Origin of the sequence: Kribbella jejuensis, assembly GCF_006715085.1 — a bacterium.
Lineage (GTDB): Bacteria > Actinomycetota > Actinomycetes > Propionibacteriales > Kribbellaceae > Kribbella > Kribbella jejuensis.
Genome location: NZ_VFMM01000004.1, coordinates 41,115 through 60,487 on the forward strand (window position 1 = coordinate 41,115; position 19,373 = coordinate 60,487).

Consider the following 19,373-nt stretch of genomic DNA (forward strand, 5'->3'; position numbering starts at 1 on the left):
GTTTGTGGACATGAGCCGCGCGCCGGACATCGACTACACCGCCACCTCCCTCCGCCCCTCCTGGGCGTCGCTCCCGCCCGCCCTCCACGAGTCCCTCACCGTTGCCCTGGGCACCAACATCACCCACGTCCACAACCCCGTCACGTCCGGCTTCACGGGCGGCTTCGCAGCCCGAGCAGACCTGGCCGACGGCCGCCAAGTCTTCATCAAGGCGGCACCCGAAGGCCTCCACGCCTACCAGGCATACCAACGCGAGGCCGAAGTAGTCCCCCAACTCCCGAACTCAGTCCGAGCACCCGCCATCATCACCACCGCCCACACCACCCCGACCGGCACTACCGGGACGACGACTCCCGGAGGCGGCGGTGGGCGGTGGTTTGCTGTTGTGTCCGAGTGGGTTGACGGGCGGATGCCTGGCGGACCGTGGACGGTTGAGGACTTCGGTCGGGTGACTGCTGCCTGTGAGCAGATGGCTGAGGCTCTGTGGCCGAGTCCGTTGGTCGGGCTGAAGAAGTTCGGGGAGCTGGTGGCTGAGGACGTCGGCGTGCCCGCGGCGGTTCTGTCGGGTGAGCAAGAGTTGCCGACGGGGCTGCAGGGTTGGGTGCCGCAGGTGCTGCCGGAGCTGGTGGAACTGATGCAGCTGGCTCCGGAGGCGCTGGCCGGTGATACAGCCGCCCACTCGGACCTGCGACCCGACAACCTGCTGATCGACGACGCCGGCACGTGCTGGACGATCGACTGGAACTGGTTGACTCTCGGCCCCGCCTGGCTGGACTGGGTCGGGCTGCTGCCGGTAGCGCAGTACCAAGGCATCGACACCTTCACCGCGATCACCCGGAGCCCACTGACCGCCGACGTACCCAGCGACTACCTCGACAGCTTCGTCGCGGTCATCGCCGCGTACATGATGAAGAACGCCGACGCCCCACCCCCACCCGGCTGCACCCCGGCACTGCGCGCTCACCAGCGGCTGTACGCGTGGACGTTCCTCGACTGGCTCGCCGCACGTCGTCGGTGGCATACCGTAGACGTATGACGAAGGCGCCCACCAGCAGGTTCAAGGTCGAAGTGCTCGACGGTGACAAGACCTCGCGGCGAGAGGACGTCGTCAGCACCGAGGAACCACTGGAGCTCCGGCTCGAGTGGCCCGGCCGGCCACCCGAACCACTGGTCGTCACCATGCGCACCCCCGGCTCCGACTTCGAGCTCGCCGCCGGCTTCTGCCTCGGCGAAGGCTTCGCGGTCCGCCCGGACGCGATCCGCACGGTCGCCTACTGCACCGACGTCACCCTCACCAGAGAGCAGCAGTTCAACACCGTCACGGTCAGCTTCGACGGTCCCCCGGACCGCGAACCACCCCAGCGGTACGGCGTGACGTCGGCAGCGTGCGGCGTCTGCGGTCAACAGAGCCTCGACGAACTCGCGGAACGCCAGTACGACCCGGTCGATCCGGTGGAAGCGCCGGTCGATGTCGTACGCCGGCTGCCCGACCTGCTCCGCGACGCGCAGCCGATGTTCAGCCGTACCGGCGGACTGCACGCCGCAGGCTTGTTCACCACCGACGGCCGCAAGGTCGTGGTGAAGGAGGACATCGGCCGTCACAACGCCGTCGACAAGGTGGTCGGCTGGACCGTCCTCAACCAGCACAGCCGCAAGGGCCTCGTCCTCGCCGTCAGCGGCCGGGCCGGCTACGAGATCGTCCAGAAGGCAGTCGCCGCGGGCCTCGGGATGATCGTCGCCGTCGGCGCCCCGTCCAGCCTCGCCGTCGATCTGGCGAGGAAGTTCAACATCACCTTGGCCGGCTTCGCCCGCGGCGACCGCTGCGTCGTCTACTCGGCGCCGGAGCGGATCATCCGTCCAGCGTGATGAAGGTGGCCTTCGGGACGTACTCGTAACGGTCGGGCATGCAGGTCAGCACGATGACCTGCCCGTGGTCGCCGGCCCGGCCGAGCAGCGCGCCCATGTCCCGCAGCCGGGCCTTGTCGGACCAGCCGAGCGCGTCGTCGAAGATCACCGGGACGCTGCCCTCGCCGGTGCTGACCAGGTGGCTGATCGCGAGCCGCGTGATGATCGCGAGCTGCTCCTGAGCGCCGGTCGACAGCGCCTCGACCGGCAGCCGGACGCCCTCCAGCTCACGTTCGGCCACGGCGAGGTCGTCGTCCAGCCAGACCCGGAACGACGGCCCGTACACGCTCCGGCCGAGCGCCTCGATCCGGCTCTGCAGTGGCTCGGAGTACTTCGTCTGCGCCTCGGCGCGATGCCGGCTCAGCGTCTCGTGCACCCGCCGCGCGGCCTCGGCGCGGCGCAACAGGCTCTCGTGTTCCGTGCGTACGGCAGCAAGCTCCAGCTCGGCGACATCGCGCCGGGTCGCGAGCCCGTCCCGGCCGGACTGCTCGAGCCGGCCTTCGGTCGTCCGCAGGGCGTCGCGCAGCCGGTCGCGCTCGTCCTGCAGGCGCTTGGCGACGGCGAGGGCGTGGTTCAGCTCGCCCGCGATCTCGTCCGCCCCGGCCGCGGCGGCCTGCGCCTCGACGGCCGTCAGCTCCTCGATCACCGCCTCGACCTCCGCGGTCGCCTCGGCCTCCGCCGTAGCGACGGCCTCGTCGTCGAGCGCCGCGCGCGCGGCCTCCAGCGACTCGATCGCCGCGGCCAGCCGCTCGCCCGCGAGCTCCGACCGGGCGCGCGCGTTCTGCGCCTCCGACCGGTCCTCGTCCGCGGCCTTCCGCGCCTGCGCCGCCGCGAACTCCGCGTCCGTCAGCAACCGCTCTGCCTCGGCCAGCCCGTCGCGAGCCTCCTCCAGGGCGCGCTGCGCCGCCGCGAGATCGTCGGGCTCCGGCTCGGCCACCTCGAAGTCGTCGAACAACGTGTCGTGCGGTGACGCGAACTCTTCGAACAGCGACATCTGGCCCGGTACGTCGACCACCGGCTGCTTGGTGGTCTTCTCCTCCTCGGGCTCGGCCTCCTCGCCGACCCCGAGCCGCGCGGTCAGTACGGCGATCCGCTCGCCCGGATCGCCACCGGCCGTCAGCGACTTCTCGGTCCGGCGGGCCTCGTTCAGCTCGGCGAGCGCGGTGTCCGCCTTGCGCAGCAGCTCCCGCGCCGCGGCGACGTCCTTGACGCCGGCCTTCTTGAGCAGGTCCTTCTCCCGCCGTACGGCGTCGTCGACCCGCGAGCGCAGCGTCGCCGCCTCACCACCCGCGCGTACGGTCACCTCGAGCTGCCCCGGTACGCCGACCACGAGCTCGCCGGACACGAGCAGGCTGGCCGTCGCGTCGAACCCAAGATCCGCCGGTACGTCACCGTCGAGGCCCGTCCCGGACAGCTCGACCGGCTCCGGGCCGAGTCGCCGGACCGTCACCTCGGGCACGCCGGCGGCAAGCGCCGCGCGCGCCTCGACCACGGCGGCGCGGGCATCCTCGAGCGCGGACACGGTCGCGTCGTCGACCTTGATCCGATCGAGAATCGTCCCGGCCGCGGCGATCCGCGCCCGGACGTCGACCAGTTCGGTCTGCTGCCCGATCAACCGGTCCAGCTCGGCCCGGTCCATCAGATCGGACACGCGCCGTTCAGCGGCCTGTACTTCGGTACGCCGCAGGTCCTTGAGCTCGACGACCTCCGCGAGTGCGGCCTCGGCTGCCCGGACGGTCTCGGCCGCTTTCTTCGCGACGAGCTCCGCGTCGGCGCGGCGGTCGGCCAGGTCGGCGTCGAACGTCGTGAACCGTTCGACCTCCTCGAGCAGGCGTTCCCGCTCCAGCCGGGTCCGGGTGTGGTTCTCGAGCCGGGCGCGGGCGGTCTCGGCGCGGGACCTGACCGAGTCCCGGCGGAGCAGGATCTCGTCGGTCGCCTGCTTGCGTTCACGCAGCGCCTCGACCCCGGTGAGGTGCTCCGCGAGGCGGTTCGACACGTCGTCGAGGTCGAGGTTCAGCCGCTCGGCCCGCCGGATGTCGGACTGCACCTCCTCCATCGCCTGCAGCGCCTGCTTGAACGCGAGCTCGGCCGCATCGACCGCCTTCCCGGACCGGGCGAAGTCACCGGTCGGCTTGCCGCGGGGTGTCCAGTACCGCAGGTACTCGTGCTCGACCGCGCTCACCAGCGGCATCGACGCACCGTCGACCGGCGTCCCGGACTCGGCCGTGACCGCGGTGATCAACGGCTCCGCATCCGCCGGCGTTGGCAACACCAACGACTGGCCCTGGCTGACCATCAACGTCTGCCAGAGCACGGGATCGACGTGCTCGTGGAACAACCGCTCGGCCTCGTTGTGCGCCTCGCGCCCGGTCCAGGACTGCCGGCGGCCGTCGGCCTCGACGATCGTCAGCTCGGTGGACCGGTTCTTCAGCCAGCGCTTGGAGTACGTCAGCTCGCGGCCGCCGAGGCTCAGCTCGGCGGTCACCGCCGGGCCGACGTCCTGGCCGACCGGCTGGATGTCCTTGATCCGGGTCGACTTCGAGTCGTCCGGCAGGTCGAAGATCAGCCCGAACGCCTCGACCAGGCTGGACTTCCCGACCTCGTTGTCGCCGACCACGACCGTCGTACCGAGCGCGCGGAACCGGACAGTACGGTCCTTGACGCCACGGAAGTCCCGCAGCGCCAAGCTGTGTAATCTCATCCCGCGTCCCGAGCCAGTCGGTGCATCAGCGAGAGCGCGGCGCCGGCACTCTCGTCACCGCCGGCCAGTGCCTGCCGCAGTTCCTCCATCGCGGCACGGGCCGGGCCGCTCAACTGCAGCGATTCCAGATCCGCGGCGTCCGGCGCGGGGCGTACGGTCCAGAACTTCGCCCACCGCTCGACACTCGCGAACACCTCGCCCTGGGCGTCGATGATGGAGTCCAGCCGGGCCAGCAGCGGCAGCGACAACGAGCCGTCGCCCGCGAGGCGTACGTACGTCCGCTCCTTGTCCGGGAGCTCCGCGAACCAGTCCTCCAGCGCCGTGATCGACTCCTCGTCGAAGAGCTCGACGCGGTGATCGACCATGTGCCAGGCGCCGACGCGGATCGGCTCGACGTTGATGCTGTCGCCGGCGATCGTCACCTTGAGGACATTGCCGGGCGCGTCCTCCTCCGGTGACGTGACCTCCTGGGTGCCGGAGAACCAGATCCGGTCGGTGACGCGCGTGGTCGAGTGGCGGTCGCCGAGGCCGACGTATTGCAGCCGGCCGTCCGCGACCGCTGCTTCGAGAGCCGCTTGGTCGATCGGCGGTACGTCGGACATGCCGCCGGACAGGCTGGTCAGTTGGCCGTGGGCGAGCAGGATCCTGATCTTGCTCGGGTCGGCCGTCAGGTCCGCGTACCCGGGCGCGGCGGGGTCGGACAACGGGCGGCGGGAACGCCATGGCGCGCCGAGGATCTCCACACCCGGGAGAATCTGAAACGGCGTCGTTTCGGTCAGCACCGTGACGTGGTCCGGGGCGTGAGCGCTCCACTGGCTCGAGGTCCACAGCGAGCCCGGCTCCAGCGCGTCGTGGTTGCCCGGGAGCAGCACGACCGGGACCGGGATCCGCTTCAGCGCCTCACACGCGCGCAGGATGGTCTGCCGCTCGACCTGGTTGTGCTCGAACACGTCACCGGTGACGGCCACGAACGCAGCCCCGGTCCGTTCCGCGACCTCGCCGATCCGTGCGACAGCATCCAGCCGCGCCTGACCCCACCGGGCCTGGCCGTCCGGCCCCAGGAACCGGCGCATCATGCCGAGCTGCCAGTCCGAGCTGTGCAGAAACGTGAGCGAGTCCATTGCGGGAAGAACGCTAACCCGAGCCGCCGACACTTCGCACACTCAACACACACGACACCCCACACCGCCCACACTCCGGACACGGTTCTGTGTGCGAAACCGGTTGGTCCGCGCGCAAGGTGCTTCTACGATCCGCTGGTGGATGCGTACCTGGAGACCGAGCGGCTGCGGTTGCGGCGGTTCACCGCGGACGATGTCGAGTTGCTGGTCGCGCTCGACTCCGATCCCGAGGTGATGCGGTATCTGACCGGTCAGCCGACGTCGCGAGCCGAGATCGAGAGCGTCGTACTGCCGGGGATTCTGAAGGTGTACGCCGAGCATCCCGGGCTCGGGACCTTCGCGGCCTCGGCCGCCGGCGGGTTCGTCGGGTGGTTCGGGCTGCAGCCGACCTCGGATGCGGCGACTGTGGGCGTCGGGTACCGGTTGCTGCGGAGCGCATGGGGCAAGGGGTACGCGACCGAGGGGACGAGGGCGTTGATCGCGCACGCGTTCACCGCACTCGGGATGGAGCGGGTGGAGGCGGACACGATGGCGGTCAACCACCGCTCGCGGGCGGTGATGCGGCGGGCGGGGTTGCGGTTCGAGAAGGTGTTCCACGTGCAGTTCGACGATCCACTGCCGGGGACGGAGTTCGGCGAGGTGCTGTACTCGGTGGATCGGACGACCTGGGAAGCTGGACGACATGAGTGACGACCGGCCGTACGCCGTACTCGACATCGACGCCACGCTGTCCGACACCAGCAAGCGGATCCACTTCGTCGAGAAGAAGCCGAAGGACTGGGACTCGTTCTTCGAGCACGCGAAGGAGGACGCGGTGCTCGAGGAGGGGCTCGCGGTCGCGACGACGCTCGCGGCGGACCACGTGATCGTCTACCTGACCGGCCGCCCGGAGCGACTCCGCCGCGACACCGAGAAATGGCTGAAGGACAACGGCTTCCCCGAGGGCAAGGTCTACATGCGCGGCAACACCGACCGCCGCCCGTCGATGCTGATGAAACTCGGCCGCCTCAAGCGCCTCGCCGAACAGCGCCCGGTCGCCGTGCTGGTCGACGACGACGCCAAGGTGGTCGCTGCCGCCCAGAAGGCCGGCTACACAGTGATGAGGGCCGACTGGGGCCTCGATCCCGAGACCCAGCCGGCCCTCTTCGAAGCTCAGGAGTCCGAAGGACGCACCTGAGCTACTTGCTCAACCCCACGATCAGCTGGTTGGGGTAGGGCGGGTAGGACGACAGGTAGAAGTTCTGGACCTTCGAGCCGTGCAGGAACGCGTTGCGGGCGTAGATCAACGGGACGATCGGGGCGTCCTGCATGATCTGCTTGTCCACGGCGCCCCACAGGCCGGCGGCCTTGGTGCGGTCGGTCTCGGCAGTGGCGGCGGCGATCGCCGAGTCGACAGCCGGGTTGGAGTAGCGGGAGATGTTGTACCCGCCGTTGCCGATCTCCGACGAGGCGAACAGCGGCTGGATGTTGCCGATCGCACTCGGGAAGTCGGGCAGCCAACTGGAGACCGTCAGATCGAAGTCCGGCTTGTTGCCGGTGATCAGGTCGGTCAGCGGCTCGCTGTCGAGCGGCTTGATCGTGACGGTGATCCCGGCCCGCTTCAGGCCCTGCTGGATCGCCTGCGCCACACCCAAACCGGTCGTGTTGTCGGCAGCCAGCACCAGGTTCAGCCCGCTGACGCCCGCGGCGGCGAGCATCTGCTTCGCCTTGTCAGGATCGCCGGCCGGCGGCGCCTGGTACAGGTCGTACTTGTTGTAGCCGTCGATCCCCGGCGTGATCAGCGTCGACGCGATCTCACCGCCGTACTCCGGTCCGCCTTCCGCCACCTGCACCGCCTGCTTGTCGACGGCGTACTCGATCGCCTTGCGCACGGCCGGGTTCGACAGCGCCGGGCGCTTCGTGTTCATCGCGAGGTACTCGAGCGCACCGGACGGCGACGTCGCCACCCGGGCCTTCACGGCGGGGTTGCCGGTGATGGTCGGGATCAGCGCGGCCGGTACGGACGTACCGGTGGTGGCGGCGAACTTGTCGTCGCCGGCGTCCGCGATCAGCCGCTGGTTGACGACGTCGGGCTGCAGGCCCATGTCCAACTCGATCGCGTCCGGCAGACCGGTCCGCGCCTGGTCGGTGGACTTGTCCCAGTTCGGGTTGCGCTCCAGCTCGAGCTTCGAGCCGGGCGTGTACGACTTCACCTGGTAGGGACCGCTCGCGACCGGCTTCTCGCCGTAGTGCGCCGGGTCGGTGTCGGCCTTCTTCGGCACCGGCGAGAACGCGGGCATGCTGACGATCCACGGCCAGTCGCCGTACGGCTTGTTCAGCTTGAAGACCACTGTCGAGTCGTCCGGGGTCTCGATCGAGGCCAGCTCGCCGCCCTTGTACGGGCCCTGGTACTTGTCACCGGCGACGAGCAGCGACTTGTGGTACCCGAGGCCGCCGGACAGCTCCGGCGCGAACGAGCGCTCCACGCCGTACTTGATGTCGGCGGCAACGATCGGGGAACCGTCGGAGTACTTCAGGCCGGGCTTCAGCTTGTACGTCCAGGTCTTGCCGCCGTCGCTGACCTGGCCGGTGTCGGTGGCCAGGTCGGGTACCAGCTCGGCCGCCTTGTCCGGCGACGTCTTCCACGACGTCAGGCCGCGCAGCACCAGGTGGATCGAGCTGATCCCGAGGTTCTGGCTCTTGGCCGGGTCGAGGCTGATCTCCTTGCTGGTGGTCAGGATGTGCCACGTGCCGCCCTGCTCGGCGGCCGCGGTGCTGCCGCTCGAAGCAGTCTTGTTGTTGGCGTTGCAGGCCGCGGCCGCCAGCGCCAGTACAGCGGCGACCGCCACTGCACGGGTTATGCGTTTCATTGTTTCCTCTCAGGGGTGGGGGGCTCAGGGAAGTAGCAGGCGGCCCGGTGTTCAGCGGAACCCTGGACGGGTTCGAGTACCGGTCGTGCGGTCGCGCAGACGTCCTCGGCCTTGTAACAGCGGGTCCGGAACGGACATCCCGACGGCGGGTCGATGGGGGTCGGTACGTCGCCGGTCAGCACGATCCGTTCCCGCACCACGCCGGGCTCCGGAACGGGTACGGCGGACAGCAGCGCCTTGGTGTACGGATGCGCGGGCGACTCGTACACCTGTGCCGCCGGGCCCTCCTCGACGATCGTGCCGAGATACATCACCGCGATCCGGTCGGCGACCTGGCGGACGACGGCGAGGTCGTGCGCGACGAGCACGTACGACAGGCCGAGCTCGTCGCGCAGATCCGCGAGCAGGTTCAGCACCTGCGCCTGGACGGACACGTCCAGCGCGGACACCGGCTCGTCGCACACGAGCAGCTCGGGTTTCACCGAGAGCGCCCGGGCGATGCCGATCCGCTGCCGCTGTCCGCCCGAGAACTCGTGCGGGTACCGGACGAGGTGCTGCTCGGACAGCCCGACCTGCTCCAGCAGTTCGACGAGCTGAGCGCGGGTCGGCCGGATGCCTTGCGCGCGGAACGGCGTACTGAGAATCGTGCCGACGGACTGCCGCGGGTTCAGCGAAGCCTGCGGGTCCTGGAAGACCATCTGGATCTGCCGGCGGATCGGGCGCAGCCGACGGCCCTTGACCTTGGTGACGTCCTTGCCGCCGATCTCCACCCGGCCCTGCGTGGGGTCGAGCAGCCGGGTCGCGACCCGGGCGAGGGTGGACTTGCCCGAGCCGGACTCGCCCACCAGGCCGAGGGTTTCGCCCTTGCGGACGACGAGGTTCACGCCGTCGACGGCGCGGACGGCCTGCGCCTTCTGCCACGGGGCGCCGCGCAGACCGAAGTACTTCTTCACGTCCTTCAACTGCAGCAGGTCGCTCACAGCAGCACCTCCGGACGCCGGCCCAGGTGGCACGCCGCCTCGTGATCGCCTTCACCGGGACGTGGCGTGAGCTCGGGCCGCTCGGTGATGCACCGCTCCCCCACCAGATGCGTGTACGCGCACCGCGGCTGGAACGGGCACCCGGTCGTGATCGATCCTGGCGACGGCGGGCTGCCCGGGATGGTCGTCAACCGCGGCTTCGGCGGTACGTCGACCCGCGGCATCGCCCCGAGCAAGCCGATGCTGTACGGATGTGCCGCCCGGTGGAACAGGTCCCGGACGGTACCGCGCTCGGCCGCGCGTCCGGCGTACATCACGAGCACGTCGTCCGCGACCTCGGCGACCACGCCGAGGTCGTGCGAGATCAGCACCAGCGCCGTACCGAACTCCTCCTGCACATCGTCGAGCAGGCGCATGATCTGTGCCTGCACGGTCACATCGAGTGCGGTCGTCGGCTCGTCCGCGATCAGCACTCTCGGGTCGTTCACCAGAGCCATAGCAATCACGACCCGCTGCCGCATTCCCCCGGAGAACTCGTGCGGGAAACTCTCCGCGCGCCGGGCCGCGTCCGGGATGCCGACCTTGTCGAGCATCTCGACCGCGCGCCGGTGCGCGACCTTGCGGGACACGTCGTGGTGCAGCCGGTACGCCTCGGCGACCTGCCAGCCGACCGAGTAGTACGGGTTCAGCGCGGACAGGGCGTCCTGGAAGACCATCGCGATGTCGTTGCCGCGGATCTTGCGCAGCTCGTCGTTCGGCAGGCCGTTCAGCTGCCGGCCGTCCAGCAGCACCTCGCCGGTGACGTCGGCGTTCGACGGCAGCAGGCCCATCACCGCGGACGAGCTGACGCTCTTCCCGGACCCGGACTCGCCCACGATCGCCAGCGTCCGCCCTGCCGCGACCGCGAAGTCGATCCCATCCACGGCCGGTACCGGACCGTTCTCGGTCGCAAAGGTCACATGCAGGTCATGCACTTCGAGGACAGATTCAGCCATGGCTCACCCTCGGGTCGAGCACACCGTGCACTATGTCCACCACCAGGTTCGCGAGAATGATCAGGAACGCCGAGAACAGGGTCACGCCGACCACCACGGCCACGTCCAGAGAACCGACCGCGGTGATCAGCAGGTCGCCGAGGCCCTGCATGCTGAAGACCTTCTCGGTCAGGATCGCACCGCCCAGCAGGCCGCCGAGGTCGAGGCCGAACAAGGTGATCACCGGTACCAGGACGCCGCGCAGACCGTGCGTGATCACCACCCGCGCCTCGCCCGCGCCCTTCGCGCGAGCCGTGGTGATGTAGTCGAGGTTCAGCTCCTCGAGCATCTGCGAGCGGGTCAGCCGGATGTAGGACGCCGCCTGCAGAACCGCGAGCACGATCCACGGCGTGACCAGGTGCCAGGCCCAGTCGACCGGACTCTCGGTGAGCGGGACGTACCCGTTGACCGGAACCATGTTCAGCCAGAACCCGAACACCAGGATCGCCAGCAGCCCGAGCAGGAACGACGGCGTCGACACCCCGATCAGCGCGACCCCGACGGACAGCCGGTCGAGGATGCGGCCCCGGTTCAGCGCGGCGATCACACCGAGCGAGACACCGAGGAGCAGCCACAGTACGGCGGCACCGAGCGCGATCGAGGCGGTGATCGGGAGCCGGTTCAGGATCAGCGTGGTGACCGGGCGGGCGAGCGGGAACGAGTACCCGAAACACGGAGCGTTGCAGTGCACTGCCGCCGTACCGTCACCGAACGTGCGGCCGGCGAAGATGCCCTTCAGGAAGCTCAGGTACTGCTGCAAGGTGCTCTGGTCGAGCTGCATGAAGTGGCGCGCCTGCTCCAGGCGGTCCGGCGTACACGGCTTGCCGCACGCGAGGTGCGCCGGGTCGGCCGGAATCGCGTAGAAGACCAGGTAGACGGCCAGGCTCAGCGCCAGCATCACGAGCAGCGTGCCGAACAGCCGGCGGATGATGAACCAGAGGAGATCGGGCATCAGTTCGTCCTCCGCAGCCGTACGTCGAACGCGTCCCGGACGCCGTCGCCGAGCAAGGTGAACCCGAGCACCGCGATGAACAGCATCGCGCCCGGGAACAGCAGGAACCACGGGTCCGCGCCGGTGTACACCCAGGCGATCGAGTCCGAGATCGACCGGCCGAGGCTCGGTGTCGGCGGTGGTACGCCGACGCCCAGGAACGACAGCGCCGCCTCGGCACCGACGTACCCCGGGATCGCGAGCGTGGCGATCACCAGCACCGGGCCGAGCAGGTTCGGCAGCAGCTCGCGGGTGATCACCATCCAGCCGGTCGAGCCGACGCTGCGGGCCGCCTCGACGAACTCGCGGGTGACCAGCGAACGTGCCTGGTTGCGGATCAGCCGGGCCAGAGCGGCCCAGCCGAAGAAGCTCAGGACGCCGACCAGTAGCAGCGATCGGGACACCTTCGCCGGGACAATGATGCCGAGGGCAATCATGAAGACGAGCTGCGGGAAGCCGAACAGGAAGTCCAGCAGCCGGGACACGACCGCGTCGTACCAGCCGCCGAAGTAGGCCGCGCTGATGCCGAGCAACGTGCCGACCACACTGGTGATCACGGTCACCGAGATCGCGATCACCAGCGACGTCCGCAGGCCGAGCACCACGATCGAGAACAGGTCCCGGCCGGTCAGCGGCTCGACGCCGAACCAGTGGTTGCCGCTCATCCCGCCGGCCGCGCCGCGCGGCGCGTTGCCGCGGGCCGGATCGAGCAGGTCGATGTGGTACGTCGTGGCGTCCTGGCCGGCCAGCCGCACCAGCAGCGGCGCGGCCGCGGCGATCACGATCAGCAGTACGACCAGGAAGAACCCGACCTGGGCACTGCGGTCGCGCCGGACCCGGCGCAACGCTTGCCGGGTGGGCGATACGGCCCCGGCGACCGAGGTACTCACAAGCACTCCCGACTGGTCAGATAGTTACAGCCGACAAAACCTAGGCCGCATCCTTCCACCCCACGGACTTCATCTCGAATCCCGAGAATCTCGGGTTGATAACTCCACATTCGGATAGCTCTTGCCGCTTGGTTACGCTCCGCTGCATGGACGACGGCATGGACGACGGCATGGACGACGGGTTCGTGCGGCTGGGTGAGCGAATTCTGCTGTACAACATGTACGGCACCGCGGGCGGCGTACCCGCGATCTCGTTCGGCGGTTCGCCGAGCACCCGGTGGAAGCGCCCGGACGCGGTCGCGGCTCTGCGCGCGTCGGGGTTGTGGATGGCGGTGCCGGACCGGCCGGGGTACGGCGGGTCGACGCGGCAACCCGGTCGGACGGTGGCGTCCGTCGTACCGGACACGGTGGCCTTGGCCGATGCGCTCGGGTGGGACCGGTTCGCGGTCACCGGCGGATCGGGCGGCGGGCCGCATGCGCTGGCATGCGCGGCCTTGCTGCCGGACCGGGTGACTCGTTGTGCGGTGACCGCGAGCATTGCGCCACCGATCGTCGACGGTCCGGAGCCGACCGAGGCAGAGGAAGCCGCGGATCCACGCCGCAATCGCACGTCCTGGAAGGCGCTTCGCGAGGACCTGCGCCCGAGCCTCGAGGAGACGGCCCGCTCGATCATGGCCGCCGTCGAGGCAGGCGGCCCGGAATTTCCGCCGGACCCCGGCGCCGAACCCGGCCCACCGGCACGCGAGGACCCCGCCGCGATGGCGCGATTGACCGCCACCTTCGTCACCAGCCACGACGGCTGGATCGACGACCTCATCGCCTTCGCCAACCCGTGGGGCTTCGACCTGGCCGACATCCACGTACCGATCACCCTCTGGCACGGCTCCGCAGACGAACGAGCCGGCAAATACACCGACCACCTGACCGCAGCAATCCCCACCGCCGAACGCAGGTACTACATCGGCGGCCACATCCCCCCAACAAACACCTACCGCGAACTCCTGCGCTGGTTGTCTGCGGGGGTCTGAGTGTCCCCGGGTGTGTATAGGGTCGGGTTTGTGCCTGATATCGATGCGGCGTTTCTCGCTCTGCCCCGTCACGAGTTGGCTGCGGCTGCACTGCAGCGTGCCCGTGATCTGGGGGCCACGTTTGCCGAGTTCCGGTTGGAGCGGATCCGGTCCGAGTCCATTTCTCTGCGTGACAGCGTGCTGGAGAGCGCGAAGGACGACGAGGACCTCGGTCTCGCCGTGCGCGTCATCCACGACGGCACCTGGGGGTTCGCGGCCGGGGTCGCGCTGACCGCCGACGAGGCGGTGCTGCTCGCCGAGCAGGCGGTGCACATGGCGCAGGTGTCGCGCCCGATCAACGCGGAGACGATCGAGCTCGCCGACGAGCCTGTGTACGACGACGTCAGCTGGATCTCGTCGTACGAGATCGACCCGTTCAGCGTGCCGCGGGCGGAGAAGGTCGCACTGCTCACCGACTACAGCGACCGCCTGCTCAAGGCCGACGGTGTCGCGCACGTCAGCGTCCACGTCGCCACGGTCCACGAGTGCAAGTTCTACGAGAACTCCGCCGGCACGTCGTACACGCAGCAGCGCGTCCGGATCGGTCCGTCGATCACCGCGCACGGCGTCGCCGAGGACCGCTTCGACTCGATGTCGTCGACCGCGCCGCCGGCGGGCCGCGGCTGGGAGTACATGACCGGCACCGGCTGGAACTGGGACGACGAGCTCGCCCAGATCCCCGGCTGGCTGGCCGAGAAGCTCGCGGCGCCGAGCGTCGAGGCCGGTACGTACGACCTGGTCATCGACCCGTCCAACCTCTGGCTGACGATCCACGAGTCGATCGGCCACGCCACCGAGCTCGACCGCGCCCTCGGCTACGAGGCGAACTACGCGGGTACGAGCTTCGCCACCCTCGACCAGCTAGGCACACTGAAGTACGGCTCGCCCGTCATGCACGTCACCGGCGACCGCACCGCCGAGCACGGCCTGTCCACCGTCGGGTACGACGACGAGGGTGTCGCCGCCCAGCAATGGGACCTGGTCAAAGGCGGCATCCTGGTCGGCTATCAGGTCGACCGCCGGATGGCGAAGAAGAACGAGGATGTGCTCGGCGCCCCGCGCTCGAACGGGTGCGCGTACGCCGACTCCTCCGGGCACATCCCGATCCAGCGGATGGCGAACGTATCGCTCCAGCCGGCCGCGGACGGCCCGTCCACCGAGGAACTGATCAGCCGGGTGCAGAACGGGATCTACATCGTCGGCGACAGGTCCTGGTCGATCGACATGCAGCGGTACAACTTCCAGTTCACCGGGCAGCGGTTCTACAAGATCACCAACGGCAAGCTCGACGGCCAGCTCCGCGACGTCGCGTACCAAGCGACCACGACCGACTTCTGGGGCTCGATGGAGGCGGTCGGCGGCCCGCAGACGTACGTCCTCGGCGGCGCGCTGAACTGCGGCAAGGCCCAGCCGGCGCAGTCCGGTGCGGTCAGCCACGGCTGCCCCTCCGCGCTGTTCCGCGGTGTCCGCATTCTCAACACCACTCAGGAGGCCGGCCGGTGACCGCCGTACAGCTCACCCCGCAGGACACCGTCGAGCGGGGCCTGGCCCTGGCGGCGGACGAGGGCGCCGACGGCTGCGTCGTACTCGTGGCCGAGACCTCCAGCACGAACCTGCGCTGGGCGAACAACACCCTGACCACGAACGGGGCGATGCGCGGCTCGAACGTGACCGTGATCGCCACGGTCGGCTCCGGCGAGGGTACGGCGGCCGGCGTCATCGGCCGCTCGTCCGTCACCGAGGACTCGCTCCGCGAGATCGTCTCCGCCGCGATCGCGACCGCCCGCGCCGCCGGTCCGGCCGAGGACGCGCGACCACTCGTGGACGGAACCGCCTCGCCGGACTGGGATCTCGAACCGGAGGAGACCTCGGTCTCCGTCTACGAGAAGTTCGCGCCGTCGCTCGGGGAGTCGCTGAAGCAGGCGTCGGCCGAGAACCGCCGGCTGTTCGGGTTCGCCGACCACGAGGTCGTGACGTTGTACGTCGGCTCCTCCACCGGGCTGCGGTTGCGCCAGGCCCTCCCCCGCGGGTACGTGTCCTCCACCGGCAAGGTCGGCGCCCATTCGGCCTGGGTCGGTACGGCGACGCGGGACTTCACCGACGTCGACCCGCTCGCGCTGGACACCGAGCTGACCCGCCGCCTCGGCTGGGCCGGCCGGACGGTCTCGGTCGACGCAGGTAGGCACCCGACGATCCTGCCGCCGGCCGCGGTCGCGGACCTGGTGACGTACCTGTACTGGGTCCTCGACGGCCGGGACGCATTCGAGGGGCAGACCGTCTTCTCGAAGCCCGGCGGCGGGACCCGGATCGGCGACACGCTGTCGCCGCAGCCGGTGAACCTGCACTCGGATCCGGCGCTGGCCGGACTGGAGGCGTTCGCGTTCGCGGTGGCACGTTCGTCCGGCGGATCGTCGAGCGTGTTCGACAACGGCCTCACGCTCGCGGCGACGGATTGGATCCGCGGCGGGAAGCTCGAGCACCTGATGACCAGCCGGTACACGGCGGACCTGATCGACGTACCGACGGCGACGCCCGGCATCGACAACTACGTGCTCTCGGTCGACGGCGCGTCAGGTTCGACGGACGACCTCGTCGCCGGGCTCGATCACGGGCTGCTCGTGACCTGCCTCTGGTACATCCGGGTCGTCGAGCCGCAGACGTTGCTGCTCACCGGACTCACCCGCGACGGCGTCTACCTGGTGGAGAACGGTGAAGTCACCGGCGCAGTCAACAACTTCCGGTTCAACGAGAGCCCGGTCGACCTGCTGGCCCGCTTCACCGCGGCCGGCGCGACCGTGCCGTCGTTCTCGCGCGAGTGGGGCGACTACTTCTCCCGCACCGCGACACCGCCGCTGCTCATCCCGGACTACAACATGTCCAGCGTCAGCCAGGCGAACTGATCAAACGCCGAACGCCCCGCCGATTCACCGGCGGGGCGTTCTGTTCGTACTACGTCAGACAGTCGGGTAACCCGGCTCCGCCTGCCCCGGCCCGCCGAACCGCTCAGCTGCCTTCGGGTCCGGTCCGTACTTGTTGTTTCCGGCTTGGCCTTCCATCGCCCAGAAGACAATCAGCACGATGATGCCGATGCAGGTGAAGTAGAGCAGCATCCACCAACCACTGCGGTTGGTGTCGTGCAGGCGCCGCCACGACACGCTGAGGGTCGGCAGCAGCACAGCGAGGCCGTAGATCGACTGCAACACACCGTTCCGGCCGCCGTTGAAGTCGAGGCCGGCCACGTGGTCGATGATCGAAAGGATCACGCTGATGATCACGCTGAACAACGTGAACATCCAGAACTCCTTGCGGCGGGCCCTCCCGTCGAACGCGACATACTTCTTGAGGACATCCAGATACCACTGCATAGCTCGTCTCCGATGATTGAGGGTCTGACGCCGGAACAGGAGACTGTCGGAACGCGCTGAGGACGTCAATCCGGCTTTTCCCTTTGGTGATCAGACTGCAATCTGACGCCTAGAGCCGGCTTCAGGTTCCTGGTGCGGACTTCGTCATCGTCATCCGCAGCATCAGCCGCTGTCCTTCCTGGTACGGCGTGACCTCGTCGAGGTTCCAGTCCTCGCCGAGTTCATCGATCAGTTCCCGGTCGAAGAACCGCCCGACGAACCCGTCGTGCCCGGACAACCCGTCCTCCAGCGGCAGCCATTGCTGGGCGCACGGGTCGTCCGCGGACCACACGGCGTACACGAAAAGGCCGCCAGGGCAGAGCACCCGGTGCACCTCGGCCACCAGTGAACGCAGCTCGGACGGCGAGAAGGCCATGTTGAGCAGGAGATTCGCGAACACCGCATTGACCGTCCGATCAGCCGGCGGCAACGGATCCCGTACGTCGTGCAGCGCGGCCGTCACCCGATCGTCGAGGCCTGCCCGCTGCGCCTCGTGCCGCAACTGATCGAGCGCCGTCTCGCTGAAGTCGGTCGCATGCACGCTGAATCCCTGCCGAGCCAGAAAAAGCGCGTCCCGCCCGTGCCCCGCGCCGAGCTCCAGCACATCATCGATGCCCGCGGCACCGAACACCTCCACCGCCCGCCGCGCCGCCACGGAGGGCTCGGCCCCGTGCAACTGCGGCCGGCGCGCGTACGCCAGATCCCAACGCTCCTGCTGAGCCCTCGCGAGCTCCACATGCCCAGTACCCATTGTCCTGCTCCCCGTGTACGTCCCGCCGCCCTGGCCGACCGACAGACCGCGCCAGCCTACGCCAGAACCGCGAACAGGTGCACCCGAAGGACGTCAAGCTGGCACAATGACGGAACTGCGCCGCGTGCAGGGCGTTGCGGTCTTCAAAGGGGGTGCCGGGGGCTGATGGCGGACAGCGGTGAGATGCGTTCGGAGAAGGTCCTCGTGCTCGCCAACGCCCTCGAGAAGCTTCGGACGCACAGTGGACTCACCGCCGACCGGGTCAGAGCCGACCGGACCGGGATCTCCGCGCCGCTGCTGACCCTGGCCGCGACCCAGCGGTACGCCGACGTCCATGCGCTCGATCTTCCGGACGCGGCGGTCGCGTTGGTCGGCGAGTGCGTGCGCGACGACCTGTCCCAGTCCCAGCGGATCGTCGCCGACATCATCCTCGCGCTCGGGGTGCTCGAGGAGACACTGCGCGCGGCGGGCATCGACCCACACATCACTCGCGCGCTGTACCAACTGGACCTCGGCCGCCGCCGCGAGACGCTGCTCAACCACTGGCATCCGCTGCACGCTGCCGTCTCGGTGACGCCTCAGGCCGCACCGAGCGACCGGTACCTGCGCGGTACGACGGAATTGGCCGCACTCCGTGAGCTCGCCTACCAGCTGACCCGCCGCGACACGTACTCGGTCGGCGCCAAGAACGTCGTCCGAACCGATCCTGGACCGAGACCGGAGCTGTCTTCGTCCGGCCGGGTCGTCGTGATCGGCGGCGCCGTGATGGACGCGACGTTCCGAACGAAGCATCTGCCGGCTCCGGAGACGTCGAGCGAGGCGCTCGGGTTCAGCCTTGCGCCTGGCGGCAAAGGCCTCACCCAGGCCGTGGCGGCGGCACGGCTGGGGCTGCGGACATCGCTGATCGCGGCGGTCGCCACCGACAGCTTCGGCGACAAGATCGTCGAATACCTCGAGCAGGAGAACGTCGACACGTCGCTGCTCAAGCGGGTGCCCGGCGCCGACACACCTTTCACCGGTGTCTTCCAGCAGCAGCTCGGCGACAGCATCGCGGTGAACTGGCGCAACGACAAACAGATTCATCTGGACGCCGGTGATGTGTTCAAACACCGCAAGGAGCTCCAGGAGTGCGACGCGGTTCTGCTGACCTTCGAAGTCCCGCGCGACACGCTGGAGGACACTCTCGCGCTGGTCCACGACGATGCGGGGAAGCGTCCCGTGGTCATCGTCACGCCTGGCCAGCCGTACCCGGACGACGAGGTGTCGGCCGACACCCTCGCGCAGATCGACTACCTGGTCGCCCACGCCTGGGAGCTGGAGTCGTTCGTCGGACAAGACGCCGACTTCGATCCCGACTCCGTGGCCAGGACTTTGCTCGCGTACGGCGTCAAGACGCTGTGCCTGCTCGTCAGAGGCGGCTGCAACGCGTACTCGCGCCCGCTCCGCGACGTACTCCGCATCGCGGCCCCGCCGGCGATCTACAAGGAATCCGCGGTCGCCCGCGACGCCTTCTGCGCGGCGCTGGCCGCCCGCCTCATCGACACGAAGTACGAGTTCTCCGACAAGGTCGCGCACTGGGCCGCCGCCGCGATGTCCTGCGCCGCCTCCGACTTCCCACGCCGCAACTCGCTACCGACGAGACGTCGCATCGAGGACCTCCTGGAAGGCCTGCAGACCTAG

Annotated in this window: 17 protein-coding genes; 8 read left to right on the forward strand and 9 right to left on the reverse strand. The window is 69.1% G+C overall.

Annotated features, from left to right (window positions below; genetic code table 11):
• The first annotated feature begins 10 nt into the window (after positions 1 to 10).
• On the forward strand, positions 11 to 1,036 hold the full coding sequence (locus FB475_RS33020) for a phosphotransferase family protein (RefSeq protein ID WP_141861876.1): 1,026 nt from the start codon (positions 11 to 13) through the stop codon (positions 1,034 to 1,036).
• Positions 1,033 to 1,866 carry a formate dehydrogenase accessory sulfurtransferase FdhD gene (gene fdhD, locus FB475_RS33025; protein ID WP_141861878.1) on the forward strand — a complete coding sequence of 278 codons (834 nt, stop codon included), beginning with the start codon at positions 1,033 to 1,035 and terminating at the stop codon, positions 1,864 to 1,866. Before FB475_RS33020 ends, fdhD begins: the two co-directional genes overlap by 4 nt.
• Here fdhD and FB475_RS33030 read toward each other — a convergent pair.
• Together FB475_RS33030 and FB475_RS33035 are read right to left on the reverse strand one after the other, a co-directional pair.
• Positions 1,850 to 4,606, reverse strand: a complete 2,757-nt coding sequence (locus tag FB475_RS33030; RefSeq protein ID WP_141861880.1) for an AAA family ATPase — start codon at positions 4,604 to 4,606, stop codon at positions 1,850 to 1,852. The two genes, fdhD and FB475_RS33030, sit on opposite strands and share 17 nt — an antisense overlap.
• Complete coding sequence (locus FB475_RS33035; protein WP_141861882.1) at positions 4,603 to 5,727, reverse strand: metallophosphoesterase family protein; 1,125 nt, start codon at positions 5,725 to 5,727, stop codon at positions 4,603 to 4,605. Before FB475_RS33035 ends, FB475_RS33030 begins: the two co-directional genes overlap by 4 nt.
• Positions 5,728 to 5,865: 138 nt before the next feature.
• Between FB475_RS33035 and FB475_RS33040 the strand changes: the two genes are divergently transcribed.
• Both FB475_RS33040 and FB475_RS33045 read left to right on the forward strand, forming a co-directional pair.
• Positions 5,866 to 6,417: a GNAT family N-acetyltransferase gene (locus FB475_RS33040; protein ID WP_141861884.1), complete on the forward strand. Its 552-nt coding sequence runs from the start codon at positions 5,866 to 5,868 to the stop codon at positions 6,415 to 6,417.
• Positions 6,410 to 6,904, forward strand: coding sequence for a phosphatase domain-containing protein (locus FB475_RS33045; RefSeq protein WP_141861886.1), 495 nt, complete (start codon positions 6,410 to 6,412; stop codon positions 6,902 to 6,904). The genes FB475_RS33040 and FB475_RS33045 overlap by 8 nt, the downstream gene beginning before the upstream one ends.
• A gap of 1 nt (position 6,905) precedes the next feature.
• Here FB475_RS33045 and FB475_RS33050 read toward each other — a convergent pair whose 3' ends face one another.
• Genes FB475_RS33050 through FB475_RS33070 form a run of 5 tightly spaced genes read right to left on the reverse strand, consistent with a single transcriptional unit; the run spans position 6,906 to position 12,471 of the window.
• Positions 6,906 to 8,576 (reverse strand): ABC transporter substrate-binding protein, encoded by a 1,671-nt coding sequence (locus FB475_RS33050; protein WP_141861888.1) that lies wholly within the window; start codon positions 8,574 to 8,576, stop codon positions 6,906 to 6,908.
• Complete coding sequence (locus FB475_RS33055; RefSeq protein WP_185759544.1) at positions 8,573 to 9,556, reverse strand: ABC transporter ATP-binding protein; 984 nt, start codon at positions 9,554 to 9,556, stop codon at positions 8,573 to 8,575. Before FB475_RS33055 ends, FB475_RS33050 begins: the two co-directional genes overlap by 4 nt.
• Positions 9,553 to 10,551: an ABC transporter ATP-binding protein gene (locus tag FB475_RS33060; protein ID WP_141861892.1), complete on the reverse strand. Its 999-nt coding sequence runs from the start codon at positions 10,549 to 10,551 to the stop codon at positions 9,553 to 9,555. Before FB475_RS33060 ends, FB475_RS33055 begins: the two co-directional genes overlap by 4 nt.
• Positions 10,544 to 11,542 carry an ABC transporter permease gene (locus FB475_RS33065; RefSeq protein ID WP_141861894.1) on the reverse strand — a complete coding sequence of 333 codons (999 nt, stop codon included), beginning with the start codon at positions 11,540 to 11,542 and terminating at the stop codon, positions 10,544 to 10,546. The genes FB475_RS33060 and FB475_RS33065 overlap by 8 nt, the downstream gene beginning before the upstream one ends.
• On the reverse strand, positions 11,542 to 12,471 hold the full coding sequence (locus FB475_RS33070; RefSeq protein WP_141861896.1) for an ABC transporter permease: 930 nt from the start codon (positions 12,469 to 12,471) through the stop codon (positions 11,542 to 11,544). The genes FB475_RS33065 and FB475_RS33070 overlap by 1 nt, the downstream gene beginning before the upstream one ends.
• A gap of 146 nt (positions 12,472 to 12,617) precedes the next feature.
• On the opposite strand from FB475_RS33070, the gene FB475_RS33075 reads away from it, so the two are divergent.
• From FB475_RS33075 to FB475_RS33085, 3 genes are read left to right on the forward strand one after another with little or no spacing between them, the layout of a single operon-like run.
• Positions 12,618 to 13,499, forward strand: coding sequence for an alpha/beta hydrolase (locus FB475_RS33075; protein WP_238332593.1), 882 nt, complete (start codon positions 12,618 to 12,620; stop codon positions 13,497 to 13,499).
• 30 nt (positions 13,500 to 13,529) lie between these two features.
• The gene (locus tag FB475_RS37945; RefSeq protein WP_141861898.1) at positions 13,530 to 15,041 is read left to right on the forward strand and encodes a TldD/PmbA family protein; all 1,512 of its coding nucleotides are present in this window, start codon (positions 13,530 to 13,532) and stop codon (positions 15,039 to 15,041) included.
• Positions 15,038 to 16,438 carry a metallopeptidase TldD-related protein gene (locus FB475_RS33085; RefSeq protein ID WP_141861900.1) on the forward strand — a complete coding sequence of 467 codons (1,401 nt, stop codon included), beginning with the start codon at positions 15,038 to 15,040 and terminating at the stop codon, positions 16,436 to 16,438. The genes FB475_RS37945 and FB475_RS33085 overlap by 4 nt, the downstream gene beginning before the upstream one ends.
• Positions 16,439 to 16,492: 54 nt before the next feature.
• On the opposite strand, the gene FB475_RS33090 is transcribed toward FB475_RS33085, so the two are convergent.
• Positions 16,493 to 16,903 carry a DUF805 domain-containing protein gene (locus FB475_RS33090; RefSeq protein ID WP_141861902.1) on the reverse strand — a complete coding sequence of 137 codons (411 nt, stop codon included), beginning with the start codon at positions 16,901 to 16,903 and terminating at the stop codon, positions 16,493 to 16,495.
• A gap of 121 nt (positions 16,904 to 17,024) precedes the next feature.
• Positions 17,025 to 17,693, reverse strand: a complete 669-nt coding sequence (locus FB475_RS33095) for a class I SAM-dependent methyltransferase (protein WP_141861904.1) — start codon at positions 17,691 to 17,693, stop codon at positions 17,025 to 17,027.
• Between the two features lie 165 nt (positions 17,694 to 17,858).
• Between FB475_RS33095 and FB475_RS33100 the strand changes: the two genes are divergently transcribed.
• The gene (locus FB475_RS33100) at positions 17,859 to 19,373 is read left to right on the forward strand and encodes a PfkB family carbohydrate kinase (protein ID WP_185759545.1); all 1,515 of its coding nucleotides are present in this window, start codon (positions 17,859 to 17,861) and stop codon (positions 19,371 to 19,373) included.